Source organism: Lachnospira pectinoschiza, from assembly GCF_900103815.1.
Classification (GTDB): domain Bacteria; phylum Bacillota; class Clostridia; order Lachnospirales; family Lachnospiraceae; genus Lachnospira; species Lachnospira pectinoschiza_B.
The window spans coordinates 190068-204703 of the sequence record NZ_FNHZ01000002.1 but is presented as its reverse complement, the minus strand read 5'-3'; the positions used below and the strand labels follow the sequence as shown (position 1 = coordinate 204703).

The window sequence follows — 14636 nt, the reverse complement described above, 5'->3', positions numbered from 1 at the left end:
AGAGGTAGTGGGGTGTTAGTTAATTTACATGTAAAAAATCTTGCTCTTATTGAGGAAGAGAACATCGACTTTGAAGAAGGTCTAAATATTTTAACTGGCGAAACTGGCGCTGGTAAGTCTATAATCCTAGGTTCAATTAACGCAGCTCTTGGTGCTAAAACTAGCCCTGATTTTATTAGAACGGGCTGCGATTACGGCCTAGCCGAAGTAACATTTTATGTAGAAGATGAAAAGACAAGACAAGAGCTTAAAGAGCTTGGTATCTTAGATATTGATGAGGGGGAATTAGTGATTTCTAGAAAAATTTCTCCAAGCCGTTCAACTATTAAAGTAAACGGACAATCTTTTACATCAAGTCAAACAAGGCAATTAGCCAATCTCTTAATTAATATCCATGGACAAAGAGATAATCAGATTTTAATAGATGAGAATAAACAGCTTGAGACCGTTGATGAATATATTAAAAACGAAGCAGCTGTAGTTTTATCTGACTTAAAGTCTGCCTATAAAGAATTTAAAGAGGCTAATCAGGCCCTTGAAGCACTTAATATTAACGAGGAAGAAAGAAATAGACAAACTTCTTTCCTTGAATTTGAGATTAATGAAATTAGTGCCGCTAATTTAAGTCCTAATGAGGATTCTGATTTGGAAAATGAATACACAAAGATGAGAAATTATCAAAAAATCGTTTCTGAATTAGCCCTTGTATCGGAAAATCTATATGATGGTGAAACTAATGTATCTGATATGATTTCAGACATTTTAAGACATACCAATAAGGCCCTTGAATATGATGAAGGCCTAGAGGATTTATCAAACACTTTATCATCTATTGAAGATTTAATTTCAGATGTGGCACATCAGGTTTCAAATTACATGGATGATTTAGAATTTGATGAAGAGAGATTTAATGAACTTGAGGAAAGACTTGATTTAATCAATAATCTTAAGATGAAATATGGTAAGACTATTGAGGATATATTAGAAAATCTTGATAAAAAGCAGGCTTTACTTGAAGAATACTTAGATTTTGACAATGTATATAGTAAAAAGAAAAAGGAAGTTACAGCAAAAGAAGAAGAGTGTAAAAAACTTGCAGCTAAGCTTAGTGACCTTAGAAAAGCTGGAGCTAAAAAATTAGAAGCTGCTTTTGTTAAGGCTCTAAAGGAACTTAATTTCCTTGATGTTAAATTTGAAATTGACTTTAGTGAAAGTCCACTTAGTGCAAAGGGTGTTGATAAGATTACCTTTATGATTAACACAAACCCAGGTGAGGAGATTAAGCCTTTATCAAAGGTTGCCTCTGGTGGTGAGCTTTCAAGAATTATGCTAGCGCTTAAAAGTATTATGGCAAGTAAAAATGATCAGACTAGTTACATTTTCGATGAAATTGATGCAGGTATTAGTGGTAAAACAGCCTCTATGGTTGCAGCTAAGCTTCTTAGTCTATCAAATTCAAATCAGATAATTTGTATTACTCACTTACCACAAATTGCAGCTATGGCCTCTAAGCATTTTATTATTGAAAAGGCCTTATCTAATAATAGAACTATTAGTAATATAAAAGCTTTATCTGAAGAAGAGTCTATTAAGGAACTTGCCAGACTTCTTGGTGATGGAGAGATGACAAAGGCTACTCTTACTAATGCCAAGGAATTAAAAAGTCGTTCTAAAAACTTGAACTTTTCCTAAAGGTGGAGTATACTTTAAAAGTGTTTTAACAGGATTTTAATAATTCTGTAATAAAATAATGGAGAGGAAGAGTATGCGCAAGAGAGTATTTAAGACATTTGCAGCAACTTTGTTGATTACATCACTTGCAGCTTCAGCAGTTTTTGCTGATGATGATGTAACATCTCTAAAGAATCAAAAGAGTCAGGCAGAAAGCACACTTGATGATTTAAAGAATCAGTTAGCTTACGTGCTTGTACAGATTGATGAATTAGAACAACAAGCAGCTGATTTAACTGAAGAGAAAGAAGAGGTTAATCAACAGTTGGCAGAGGCTGAAGAGAAACTTGCACAGCAGTATGATGATATGAAGTTACGTATCAAGTACATGTACGAGGATCAGTCAGCAACAATCTCAGATGTTTTCTTATCTTCTGCAGACATGAGTGAATTACTTAATAAGACTAACTACTTACAGTCAGTATACACTTATGATCGTGAACAGTTAGATGAGATGGCAGCTACAGCACAGGCTGTTGCAGATCTTAAAGCTGAAGTTGAAGAAAAAGAAGAAGCTTTAGCACAGACAAGTCAGGAATTAACTGACAAGCAAGCAAGTCTATATACTACTATTGAAGAGCAGGAAGCCTCTATTGAAAACTACGATCAATTAATCGCAGATGCAACTGAGAAGGCAGCCGCTGCAGCAGCAGCTAGGGCAGCAGCATCAGCAAAGAAGTCAACAACAACTACTACAACTACAACTACAACTACAACTGTTACAGCTAATAATAACAGTTCAGTAGCAAACCAGATTGTAAGCATGGCTTACTCATATATTGGTTATAGTTATGTAAGTGGTGGTGCTTCACCATCTACAGGTTTTGACTGTTCTGGATTGATTTATTACATTTTCAATCAGTTAGGAATTTCCGTTTCAAGAACATCCTCTGGACAGGCATCAGGCGGTACTAAGATTTCGAGTATTAGTGAAGCTCAACCTGGCGATATCATTTGTTATCCAGGACATGTAGGTATCTACATTGGTAATAACATGATGATTCATGCACCAGTACCTGGTAAGAAGGTATGTACAATTAATGTATATGGATTAGGAATGTCTATTACATCAATTAGAAGATATTGGTAAATTTAGAATATCTCGTTATTTAACTAGTGTTTGGAAGTTAAATATGTTATAATAAGTGTGGTCTGTGGCCACACTTATTTTTTTGCTATTTTTGCCATAGATTATTAGCTTTAATGGAGAAGTAATAAAGCTAATTTTTAGCCTTAGGGAGAGGCTAATTTAAAGCATATTTTATATGTTCTAGGAGGGAAGGAATGAAAAACGTATTATTTATAGCATCAGAGGCGGTACCTTTTATTAAAACTGGCGGATTAGCTGATGTTGTAGGTTCTCTTCCAAAGTATTTTAACAAAGAGGAATACGATGTAAGAGTAATGCTTCCAAAGTTTATGTGTATACCTTGGGAGTACAGAGAAAAGATGGTCTATAAGACACATTTCTATATTGATCTCGCTTGGAGAACTCAGTATGTAGGTGTGTTTGAACTAGAATGGGACGGAGTAACTTTTTATTTCATTGATAATGAATTCTATTTCGGTGGTCCAAAGCCTTATAGTTGGATTCATGAAGATATTGAGAAATTTGCCTTCTTTAGTAAGGCAGCTCTTTCTGCAATTCCAGTAATCGGATTTAATCCAGATATTATTCACTGTCATGATTGGCAGACAGGTTTAATTCCTGTTTATTTAAAAGAACGTTTCTCACAGGGTGAGTTCTATTCAGGTGTTAAATCAATTATGACAATTCATAACCTTAAGTTCCAGGGTATCTGGGATTTAAAGAAGGTAAAGGATATAACAGGACTTCCTGATGAATATTTTGCTCCAGATAAGTTAGAGGCTTATGAGGATGCTAATTATTTAAAAGGTGGTATTGTTTATGCCGATAGAGTTACAACAGTTTCTGAAACATATGCCCAGGAAATTAAGACACCATTCTATGGTGAGAATCTAGACGGACTTATGAATGCTAGATCTAATTGCCTAAGTGGTATTGTAAATGGTATCGACTACGAAACATACAATCCAGAAACTGATACCAACTTAGCTGCTAATTATAATCAGATTACTTTCCGTAAGGAAAAGTGGAAGAATAAGCTAGCTCTTCAGAGAGAACTTGGCTTAAAGGAAGATAAGTCAAAGTTTATGATTGGTATTGTATCAAGACTTACAGATCAGAAGGGTCTTGATTTAATTGCCTATGTTATGGATGAGCTATGTAGTGAAGACGTTCAGTTAGTAGTACTTGGTACTGGTGAAGAACGTTACGAGAATATGTTTAGACATTTCGATTGGAAATATAATGACAGAGTTTCAGCTAATATTTACTATTCAGAAGCAATGTCACATAAGATTTATGCAGCTTGTGATGCATTCCTTATGCCATCACTCTTTGAGCCATGTGGCTTAAGCCAGTTAATGGCCCTTAGATACGGAACAGTACCTATTGTTCGTGAAACAGGTGGTCTAAAGGATACTGTTGAGGCTTATAATGAATATGAAAGCAAGGGAACAGGCTTCTCCTTTGCAAACTATAACGCTCATGAAATGCTTGGCATTGTAAACTACGCAAAGGACGTTTACTACAACCACAAGAGAGAGTGGAATAAGATTGTAGATAGAGGCATGAAGGCAGACTTCTCTTGGAAGACATCTGCTAAGAAGTATGAAGAATTATATAGATCTTTATACTAATTGCTTTTGTAATTCCTATTACAATTAATTTTAGAATTTATTTTTGTTTTATTCATCTAGTCAAATTAACTTGGCTAGATGAATAAAATGATTTTTGAACGCAGTGTAAGCAATCCCCCGCTTCAAAAGCGTAAGCTTTAAGCGGGGGTATAAAGCTTACTAGTGTCAGAAGGGGTTAAAGCCCCTTCTGACAGGTGGCACAAAGTGCCACTGCGTTCATGAGGAAGTAGCGAAGCGGATTCCGAATGTCCGCTTTACAATATTAGATGTCTTTTATCTTCAAAAAATAGATAGTTGAAAGTTAGAATTGTTCTGAATTAGCCTTGATTTTAGTGCAAAGTTATGATATTCTAATTAGGCGCGCGGATGTGGCGGAATGGCAGACGCAGCAGACTCAAAATCTGCCGGTGGTGACATCGTGCGGGTTCAAGTCCCGCCATCCGCATTAACTTAACCACTTAAGTCAGTTGGCTTAGGTGGTTTTTTTAGTTTAGTCGGAGAAATCCTAAACAGGGATAAAAAGGAGTCTTATATGAAATGTAAAGATTTTCAAAATCAATTCGAAGACTTTGATAAATCAAGATTATCATTTAAAATGAATGAGGATTTTATTAATCATCTAAAAACTTGTCCCGATTGTAGGGAAGAGCTTGAGATATATTACATTGTTAAATATGGATTATCCGATGATGATATAATAGATAATCAGATGAGATCAAAGGAAGAGTTTGCCAACAGGCACGCTTTTCAAAAGCTCTTCGATTCTCTTGATTTTGCAGGCATAGTAGACTTGAAATTAAAGCTTGAAGAGCAAAAACAAGAAAGAATAAAGAAACGCAGAAAGCTTAATCGATATTTCCTAATGACAGTTAATATGCTTATGCTTTTAACTTGTATAATTTGGTTTATCATAAACTATTTGTAATTAATTGGAGGAAAAATGAGAAAGAAGATTGTATTAATAGATGGTCACAGTATCTTAAATAGAGCCTTTTATGGCATACCTGACCTAACAAACAGTGAAGGAATCCACACTAATGCCATGTATGGATTTCTTAATATCATGTTTAAGTTCCTTGATGAGGAAAAGCCTGACTACTTAACTGTAGCCTTTGACTTGCCTGTCCCTACCTTTAGACATGTAATGTATAAGGAATATAAGGGCACAAGAAAGGCCGCAGCACCAGAATTTAAGCAGCAGGTACCCCTTATGCAGGACCTACTTAGAAGCATGAATATTAATGTTGTAACTTGCGAAGGCTTTGAAGCAGATGACATTATTGGAACTATTGCAAAGACAAGCGCAAGAGACGGACTTGATGTAGTAATTGTCTCAGGTGATAGAGATTTACTCCAGCTTTGCGAAGAGCATATTAAGATTAGAATTCCAAAAACTAAGAAGGGCGGCACTGAGGTTGAAGATTATTTACCTGAAAATGTTTTTGAGACCTACGGAGTTACACCTCTTGAATTTATTGATGTTAAGGCCTTAATGGGAGATACATCTGATAATATTCCTGGTGCTCCTGGTATTGGTGAGAAGACAGCTACTAAGCTTATTGCCCAGTATAAGTCTATGGAAAATGTATTTGAGCATTTAGATGAACTAAAGCCAAAGCAGAAGGAAAATATTGGAAATAACATTGAACTTTTAAGACAAAGCAAAATCTTAGTTACAATTAAAACAGATGTAGATCTTGGCTTTAAATTAGAGTCGGCAGGCCTTGATGATATGTTTAATGCAGATTCTTATGAGTTATTTAAGCGCTATAACTTTAAGAATATGTTATCTAAATTTGATAAGAATATGCCTCAAAAAGAACTTGAAGTTTACGATAATTTCAAGGAAGTTACTGAATTTAGCGAGGTGGAAGACATTTTTAATAAAGTAAAGGAAATGGTAGAGAGCGGCAAGCAAATCGGCTTGGCAGTACTTGCAGAGGAAAGTTTATCAGGCATTGCCCTTAGTCTCTCAGATGAGGAGATTTACTATATTCCATGCACTGGTTTTGTGAATGAAAACTACCTTGTAACAAGACTTCGTGAGGCAATTAAGCTAGCAGATGGCAGATTAATTGTTACTTCAGGCTTGAAATCTGTTTTGAAATTTTTGGACACAACAAGTCTTTATGAATACTCAGATGTCCCTGAAAATGCATTCCTTGACGTATCTGTTGGAGAATATTTACTTGCACCAAACAATGAAAGCTATGACTATGTAGCCCTTGCAAGAACTTATATGGACATTAACGTGCCAGCAAGAGCTGAGTTAATTGCTAAGGACAGTTTAGAAAAGGCTAGCCAGACTAATAATGAGAATCTAGTTAAGTACGCTTGCCTACAGTCATACATTTACTTAAAGGTTGCCAATAATATTCTTGATAATTTGAAAAAAATGGACATGTATGACTTATTTATTAATATGGAAATGCCACTAATCTTTGTTTTATACGAGATGGAAAAGCAGGGCGTAAGAGTAGATAAGCAGGAATTAATTGACTACTCAGCAGTTCTTGCAGAAAAGATAGAAGCCCTTGAGGCAAGCATCTATAAGGCTGCAGGAGAGGAATTTAATATTAATTCTCCAAAGCAGTTAGGAGTTATTCTTTTTGAAAAGCTTGGCATGCCAGTAAAGAAGAAGACAAAGAGTGGTTATTCAACTGCCTCTGATGTCTTAGAAGAGTTAGCAGTGGATTATCCAATTGTTAATGATATCCTAGAATTCAGACAGTTAGCTAAGTTAAAGTCAACTTATGCTGACGGTTTAACAGAATATATAGGAGAAGATAGTAGAATTCATTCAAACTTCAACCAGACAATTACAGCTACTGGAAGAATCAGCTCTACTAATCCAAACCTACAAAACATTCCAATTAGAATGGAAATGGGTAAGTTATTTAGAAAGGTATTTATTCCAAGAGAAGGCTTTAGCTTTATTGATGCGGATTACTCACAGATCGAGCTTAGAATCCTTGCTCATATGTCAGGGGATGAAAAGCTAATTGAAAGCTACAATTCAGACGTAGATATTCATAGAGCTACAGCATCTCACGTATTCAACACACCGCTTGAAGAGGTAACTGACCTTCAAAGAAGAAATGCCAAGGCCGTAAACTTTGGTATTATCTATGGAATCAGCTCCTTTGGTTTAAGTAAGGACTTAAGCATTTCGCCAAAGGAAGCTAAGCAGTATATCGATCAGTACTTTGAAAGCTACCCATCTATTAAGGACTTTATTGATGGCTTAGTAGAGAATGCTAAGGAAAATGGATACTCAATCACTATGTTTAACAGACGTAGACCTATTCCTGAATTAAAGGCATCTAACTTTATGCAAAAAAAATTCGGTGAAAGAATCGCCATGAACGCTCCAATTCAGGGAACTGCAGCAGATATTATTAAGATTGCCATGATTAGAGTTTATGATGAATTAAAGAAGGCAAATTTAAAGTCACACCTTGTTTTACAGGTTCACGATGAATTATTAGTAGAGGTTGCTAATGATGAAATCGAAAAGGTAAGAGAAATCATTGAAAAGGGCATGAAGGAAGCTGCTAAATTAAAGGTATCCCTTGAAATTGATTTAAATGTTGGTAAAAACTGGCTTGAATGCCATTAATTAAAAGGAATAATATGAAAACAATAGGTATTACAGGAGGCGTGGGGGCTGGAAAGTCCCTCGTCCTTTCTCTTTTAAAGGAAATGACAAACTGCGAAATTATAATGGCAGATGATGTGGCAAAGTCCATGTATTTTAAGGGAAATAAGGCCTTTGAAGAGCTAATAGAATTCTTTGGGGAAGAAATTCTAAATGAGACAAAAGATGCCATTGATACAAGTAAGCTCTCAAAGATTATTTATAATAATCCCAACAAGCGAATCCTTGTAAATAGCATAGTTCATCCCTTAACTAAGCAGGAGATTATAAAGAAAATCACTGAGCATAAGATTAAGGAAGACGTGGATTTTTGCTTTGTTGAAGCTGCCCTTTTGCTAGAAGATCACTATGATGTATTTTGTGACGAGACTTGGTACATTTTCGCAAGTAAAAAAACAAGAAGGCAGAGATTAAGAGAGAGTCGTGGCTACTCAGATGAGAAAATCAACAAAATCTTTGAGGCCCAGCTCTCAGAAGAAGACTTTAAAAATAGAACAGACCATACAATAGACAATGATGCAAGTATAGAGAATATTAAAGGAAAACTTGCTAGTTTGCTAAATTTATGATATATTAAAAATAATTTAAACGTGAATTTAATATACTAGTTGACCTTACTTTATATTTAGGGGGTATTTGGGATGGAAACACGAATTGGTCTAGACAGCCTTGTTTTCGGTTTGGACATCGGAACAAGAAATGTTGTAGGTGTGGTTGGTTGTGTAGAAAATGACATCTTTAAGGTTGTAGCTATGTCTGAGAGGGAGCATGAGAGCAGATCTATGCTTGATGGTCAGATTCATGACATCTACAAGGTAGGAGAGAAAATCCTTGAGGTCAAAAACGACTTAGAGGCTCAACTTGACACTAAGCTTAAGGATGTGTGTATTGCTGCGGCTGGTCGAGTATTAAAGACTATTAATACAAAGGGCATAATGGAATTTGATGAGGAAACAAGAATCACTAAGGATCACGTTTTCTCTATGGAATTACAGGCCATTGAAAATGCACATAAAAAGGTAAACGAAGAGGATTCCGAAGCGAAATTCTTTTGCGTAGGTCATTCCGCTGTAAGATATCTTCTTAATGGCTTTGAAATTAGCAATCTTGAAGGCCATAAGGCAAAGAAGATAGAAGTAGATTTAATTGCTACATTTTTACCAGAAGAAGTTGTAGATAGCTTGTATATGGCTGTGGAGCACGCTGACCTAAAGGTGGCTAGCCTTACTCTAGAACCTATTGCAGCTATTAATATTGCGGTGCCAGAAAACTTTAGACTGCTTAATCTAGGTTTGGTGGATGTGGGAGCTGGAACTTCCGATATTTGCCTTACTAAGGATGGCAGCATTATTGCCTTTGGCATGATTCCTGTGGCAGGAGATGAAATCACTGAAGCCATTGCAAGACACTATCTTGTAGACTTTAAAACTGCAGAGCAGATTAAGATGATTGCAAGCTCTAAGCCAAAGGGACAAGTAAAATTTAAAGACGTCATGGGCATTGAGCAAAAAATCAATGTTTCAGATATTAATAAAGTTGCCTCAGAGCCAATTGGTGAGATGGCTAAGGAAACAGCAAGTCGCATTAAAGAGCTTAATGGAGGCAAGAGCTGTAACGCCGTCTTTGTAGTTGGTGGCGGTGGCAAAATGTCTGGCTACACACAAACTCTTGCTAAGGAGCTTGGTCTTCCAAAAGAGAGAGTTGCAGTTCGTGGGGCAGATGTACTTGAAAGCGTGGATTTTAGCGCGGTTTCTTTCCAGAAGGATTCCCTTTATGTAACACCAATCGGAATTTGCACTAATTTCTATAACCAGAAGAACAACTTCGTCTTTGTTAGCGTAAACGAGTCAAGAGTTAAGCTCTATGACAATAATCACCTAACAATTAGCGATGCCCTTGTTCAGATTGGTTATTCTAATAACGATGTATTTCCTAAACGTGGTAAGGCCCTTAGTTTCTCAATTAATGGCGTTCAAAGACAGGTTAAGGGTAAATCTGGTGAAGGCGCTGTAATTAAGCTAAATGGCAAGCCTGCAAACCTGAATTCTAAGATTGGTCAAAATGCAAAGATTGAAATTAAGAATTCAACTGCCGGTGAGGATGCAAGCCTTACACTTAATAAGCTAGAGGAGCTCTCAAGTCCAGTTAAGTTAACTCTTAACGGCGAGCTACTCAAACTTCCAAAGATTGTCTATGTAAATGGCGAGACAAAGCCTGAAGATTACGACATTTTAGAGGGAGATCATTTAAGAGTTGAAAACTATTATACTGTTAAGCAGCTTTGTGACTGCCTTGGCATGAAAGCCCTTGATAACGAAATCTTTGTAAACGGAGAAGAAGCTAATCCTATTACTAAGATTTATTCCGGTGATTCTATTACAGCCTCAAGTTACATTAAGAGTAATGAAAATGCATCAAATCCTGACAATAAGTATCTAACCCTAACAAATGGCTTAGAGGTGGAAAACTACGAAGAGGATATAAAGGAACTAGAAAAGGCTAAGGAGCGTGGCAGAAAGAAGGCTATGCTTGAAGAAGAAAAGAAGTTAAAAGAAGAGGCCGAAAAAGGTATTGACCTTAAAAATATCGATGAATCAAGCATTGGTAAGATGAGTGCTTCCTTTACTAAAAAGAATAAGATTTCAAATGACAAGTTCATGAATGAAATTATAAAAAGCAATACATTTTCAGAAAATATTGCCAAGCCTGGAAATCAGGAAGAATTGGCTCAGGTGGCAGCAGACATGGTTGTGGTTGAGAAAAAGTCAGAAATTCCAAATAAAATGACTAAGGGTATCACAATTTTTGTAAATAATGAACCTGTAAAATTATCTGGAAAAAGCGACTATATTTTGGTAGACTTATTTCAGTTCTACGAATTTGATTTGTCTAAACCAAAGGGAGTCGTAGTTCTAAAACAAAATGGAAATAAGGGTGAATACACAGCTCCTCTAAAGGAAGGAGATAAGATTGACCTTTATTGGGAGGATATAACACAATGAGAATGATGCCAATCGCAAGTGGCAGCAGTGGAAACTGCGTCTACGTTGGCTCTGATAATACGCATATTTTAATTGATGCAGGAGTTAGTCGTAAAAAAATTGAAGAGGGTTTGAATAAAATCGACCTTTCAGTTAAAGATTTATCTGCAATATTCGTAACACATGAGCACAGTGACCACATTAAGGGTATTGGAGTTATAAGTCGAAAAGAGGCTATTCCAATTTATGCAACCCAAGGTACAATTGATGGAATATTAGAGGCTGGTTTAGGAGATATGCCAGAGGGCATACTTAATAGAATCGGCGTTGACATTCCCTTTTACCTTAACGATTTAGTTATTAGACCTTTTGCAATTTCACACGATGCTAACGAGCCTTGTGCTTACAGCATTACTAATGCAAATAAGAAGGTTTCTGTTTGTACAGACCTTGGTTGTTATGATGACTATACAGTAGAGAATTTGAAAGAATCGGACATTTTATATGTAGAGGCTAATCATGACATAAATCTACTTCAGGTAGGTAGTTACCCATATTATCTTAAGCAAAGAATCTTAGGAAATAAGGGACATTTATGTAATGAGTCTTCTGGACAGCTAATTAGTAAGGTTTTACATCCTGATTTAAAGAAGGTAATTCTTGGCCACTTAAGTAAGGATAACAATTACGAAAAGCTAGCCTATGAAACTGTAAAATTAGAAATCGACCAGTCAGAAAACGACTATAAGGCCAGTGATTTTGAAATTGAGGTGGCAAAGAGATTTGAAACTTCAATGTTAAATGTGATTTAAGCTTATATGTAATTAAATGTTGCATTTAATTTAATGTTAGATGTTAAATGTGATTTAAAGTAACATTTTCAAAAGGAATAAAAATTAAAGCTTCCGAAATCTTGCAATTATGCGGGGTTTTGGAAGCTTTTTGCTTATCTTAAAATTGACATACATTCAGAAATAGAGTATCTTTAGAGGGATAAAGCTTGCAATTTGCAAGTGTTTAATTTTAAGGAGAATGATTATATGAAGAAGTGTGTAATTACAGTTGTAGGAAAAGATACAGTTGGAATTATAGCAAAGGTATGTACTTATTTAGCTGAGTCTAAGATCAATATCTTAGATATTTCACAGACTATCGTTTCAGGTTATTTTAACATGATGATGATCGTTGATATTGCTAATACAACTAAGAGCTATGATGAAATTTTAGAAAATTTAGACAAGCTTGGCGAAGGTATCGGCGTTTCTATTAAGTGCCAGAAGGAAGAAATCTTCGACATGATGCATAGAATCTAATTCGATTTTTCAAAACACATAAAAACTCTGATAATATAGGAGAAAACTATGATTAATATTATGGAAGTCACTGAGACTAATAAGATGGTTGAGAAGGAAAACCTTGATGTAAGAACTATTACAATGGGTATTAACTTGCTTGAATGCGCAAGTCCAGACCTTAAGTCTACATGTGATAATATTTACAATAAAATTACAACTCTTGCTAAGGACTTAGTAAAGACTGGTGAAGACATTGCTAGGGAATTCGGTGTCCCTATTGTTAATAAAAGAATTTCTATCACACCAATTTCTTTAGTTGGTGGTGCTTGTTGTAAGACAAGTGATGACTACGTTGAAATCGCAAAGACTCTTGATAAGGCTGCACACACAGTTGGTGTTAACTTTATCGGTGGTTATTCAGCAGTAGTTTCAAAGGGTATGACTCGTTCTGATGAATTACTCATTCGTTCAATCCCAAAGGCTTTAAAGGAAACAGAACTTATTTGTGCTTCTGTAAATGTTGGCTCAACAAAGACAGGTATCAATATGGATGCAGTTAAGCTTATGGGCGAAATTGTAAAGGAAACAGCACATTTGACAAAGGACAACGACTCTATCGGTTGTGCTAAGTTAGTTGTTTTATGTAACGCACCTGATGATAATCCATTTATGGCTGGAGCTTTCCACGGTGTAACAGAAGACGACGCAATCATTAACGTAGGTGTTTCTGGTCCTGGTGTTGTAAAATATGCTCTCGAATCAGTACGTGGTGAGAGCTTTGAGGTTCTTTGCGAAACTATTAAGAAAACTGCCTTTAAGATTACTAGAGTAGGTCAGTTAGTAGCTCAAGAAGCTTCTAAGCGTCTTGGTGTACCTTTTGGTATCATCGACCTTTCACTTGCTCCAACTCCAGCAATCGGCGATTCAGTTGCAGATATTTTAGAAGAAATCGGACTTGAAAGAGCAGGTGCTCCTGGTACGACAGCAGCTCTTGCCCTCTTAAATGACCAGGTTAAGAAGGGTGGCGTTATGGCTTCTTCTTACGTTGGTGGTTTATCAGGTGCCTTCATTCCTGTTTCAGAAGATCAGGGTATGATTGATTCTGTTGAGGCTGGTTGCCTTACAATTGAAAAACTTGAGGCTATGACTTGTGTTTGTTCAGTAGGCCTTGATATGATTGCCATTCCTGGCGATACAAAGGCTACAACAATTTCAGGTATCATCGCAGATGAGGCAGCTATTGGTATGATCAACCAGAAGACAACTGCTGTAAGAGTTATTCCTGTTGAAGGAAAGGGTCTTGGTGAGACAGTTGAATTTGGTGGATTACTTGGATATGCACCAATTATGCCAGTAAATCAGTTTGATTGTTCTGCGTTTGTGAATAGAAAGGGTAGAATTCCAGCGCCTATTCATAGTTTTAAGAACTAGGTGTATTAAATCAGTTATTAAATAATATAGTTTGATGCTTGCTGTTATGTTTGTGTGACTAACGTACATTGCAGCACAGCCATCAAATTCTCAAAGACGTACACTAGATTACAATCGCAAATTAAATCGACAATATTATATAGTTTGATGCTTGCTGTTATGTTTGTGTGACTAACGTACATTGCAGCACAGCCATCAAATTCTCAAAGACACGTTTTCACTAAGCTAATTGCTTAGCGGTACTAATAAAAGGGATGGGTTATTACCCATCCCTTTTAAAGTGCCGAAGCAATTAGAATTGTCTTTTCGAATTTATGTCTGCGCTTCCATTTACCTTACAACAAACCAGACAATAAGATGAAACTTTATAGATATAAAACTGCTTTAATTGCCGATAGAATACTACTAACTACCACACCTTTAGGAATATGTATTACGTGAACATAAACATTTAGTATAACTAAATTTTTCGCGACCACGATTAGCAAGATATCTCCCCACCACACAACAAGCCCGAGGAACCACTCCGCAGGAGTCAGTTCCGGCGTTTGTGATAAAAGTCAAATATCGGAGTTTACTAGTGGGGGCATTCTCATCCGCGGGGGTGATGCACAATGTAAGTGGAGATACAAGTTCGAAAAGACAATTCTAGCTGCCTCTGCACTTGAAAGGACGCCCCTTTTAGGGGGCTGGACTTTCTTAGTACAGCTAGGCAGCTAGCTTAGCGGGAGCGGGTCTTTGAGAACTTTGTAGTTTCACTGCAATGTCCGTCCTTCTCCCCTTGTCGGCTGAGATAACTCATCCCATTAGTAAAAC

General features: G+C 36.4%; 10 protein-coding genes and 1 tRNA gene. All 11 read left to right on the top strand.

Annotated features, from left to right (window positions below; genetic code table 11):
* Nucleotides 1–12: 12 nt before the first annotated feature.
* The 11 genes from recN to BLQ66_RS04930 all read left to right on the top strand — a co-directional run bounded on the left by recN (nt 13) and on the right by BLQ66_RS04930 (nt 13820).
* Nucleotides 13–1692, top strand: coding sequence for a DNA repair protein RecN (recN, locus tag BLQ66_RS04980; RefSeq protein WP_074521213.1), 1680 nt, complete (start codon nt 13–15; stop codon nt 1690–1692).
* Between the two features lie 73 nt (nt 1693–1765).
* Entirely contained in the window at nt 1766–2821 is a 1056-nt protein-coding gene (locus BLQ66_RS04975; protein WP_074521212.1) for a C40 family peptidase, read from the top strand.
* 194 nt (nt 2822–3015) lie between these two features.
* Entirely contained in the window at nt 3016–4455 is a 1440-nt protein-coding gene (glgA, locus tag BLQ66_RS04970) for a glycogen synthase GlgA (protein WP_074521211.1), read from the top strand.
* A 362-nt stretch (nt 4456–4817) separates the two neighbouring features.
* Nucleotides 4818–4900, top strand: a tRNA-Leu gene (locus BLQ66_RS04965).
* 87 nt (nt 4901–4987) lie between these two features.
* A complete protein-coding gene (locus BLQ66_RS04960; RefSeq protein WP_074521210.1) occupies nt 4988–5380 on the top strand; it encodes a hypothetical protein in 393 nt (130 codons plus the stop codon).
* Nucleotides 5381–5395: 15 nt separating this feature from the next.
* Nucleotides 5396–8074: a DNA polymerase I gene (gene polA, locus BLQ66_RS04955; RefSeq protein ID WP_074521209.1), complete on the top strand. Its 2679-nt coding sequence runs from the start codon at nt 5396–5398 to the stop codon at nt 8072–8074.
* Nucleotides 8075–8088: 14 nt separating this feature from the next.
* Nucleotides 8089–8682, top strand: a complete 594-nt coding sequence (coaE, locus tag BLQ66_RS04950) for a dephospho-CoA kinase (protein WP_083330273.1) — start codon at nt 8089–8091, stop codon at nt 8680–8682.
* A 72-nt stretch (nt 8683–8754) separates the two neighbouring features.
* Nucleotides 8755–11115, top strand: coding sequence for a cell division protein FtsA (locus BLQ66_RS04945; RefSeq protein ID WP_074521207.1), 2361 nt, complete (start codon nt 8755–8757; stop codon nt 11113–11115).
* Nucleotides 11112–11906 carry an MBL fold metallo-hydrolase gene (locus tag BLQ66_RS04940; RefSeq protein ID WP_074521206.1) on the top strand — a complete coding sequence of 265 codons (795 nt, stop codon included), beginning with the start codon at nt 11112–11114 and terminating at the stop codon, nt 11904–11906. Before BLQ66_RS04945 ends, BLQ66_RS04940 begins: the two co-directional genes overlap by 4 nt.
* A 228-nt stretch (nt 11907–12134) precedes the next feature.
* Nucleotides 12135–12407: an ACT domain-containing protein gene (locus tag BLQ66_RS04935; protein ID WP_027430708.1), complete on the top strand. Its 273-nt coding sequence runs from the start codon at nt 12135–12137 to the stop codon at nt 12405–12407.
* A gap of 48 nt (nt 12408–12455) precedes the next feature.
* The gene (locus BLQ66_RS04930) at nt 12456–13820 is read left to right on the top strand and encodes a PFL family protein (RefSeq protein ID WP_074521205.1); all 1365 of its coding nucleotides are present in this window, start codon (nt 12456–12458) and stop codon (nt 13818–13820) included.
* Nucleotides 13821–14636: the final 816 nt, after the last annotated feature.

Bases quoted from the DNA above. Each gene is read 5' to 3' on its own strand.
- BLQ66_RS04930 (WP_074521205.1), top strand. From the start codon at position 12,456: ATGATTAATATTATGGAAGTCACTGAGACTAATAAGATGGTTGAGAAG.
- glgA (WP_074521211.1), top strand. From the start codon at position 3,016: ATGAAAAACGTATTATTTATAGCATCAGAGGCGGTACCTTTTATTAAA.
- coaE (WP_083330273.1), top strand. From the start codon at position 8,089: ATGAAAACAATAGGTATTACAGGAGGCGTGGGGGCTGGAAAGTCCCTC.
- polA (WP_074521209.1), top strand. From the start codon at position 5,396: ATGAGAAAGAAGATTGTATTAATAGATGGTCACAGTATCTTAAATAGA.
- BLQ66_RS04935 (WP_027430708.1), top strand. From the start codon at position 12,135: ATGAAGAAGTGTGTAATTACAGTTGTAGGAAAAGATACAGTTGGAATT.
- BLQ66_RS04940 (WP_074521206.1), top strand. From the start codon at position 11,112: ATGAGAATGATGCCAATCGCAAGTGGCAGCAGTGGAAACTGCGTCTAC.
- BLQ66_RS04945 (WP_074521207.1), top strand. From the start codon at position 8,755: ATGGAAACACGAATTGGTCTAGACAGCCTTGTTTTCGGTTTGGACATC.
- BLQ66_RS04960 (WP_074521210.1), top strand. From the start codon at position 4,988: ATGAAATGTAAAGATTTTCAAAATCAATTCGAAGACTTTGATAAATCA.
- BLQ66_RS04975 (WP_074521212.1), top strand. From the start codon at position 1,766: ATGCGCAAGAGAGTATTTAAGACATTTGCAGCAACTTTGTTGATTACA.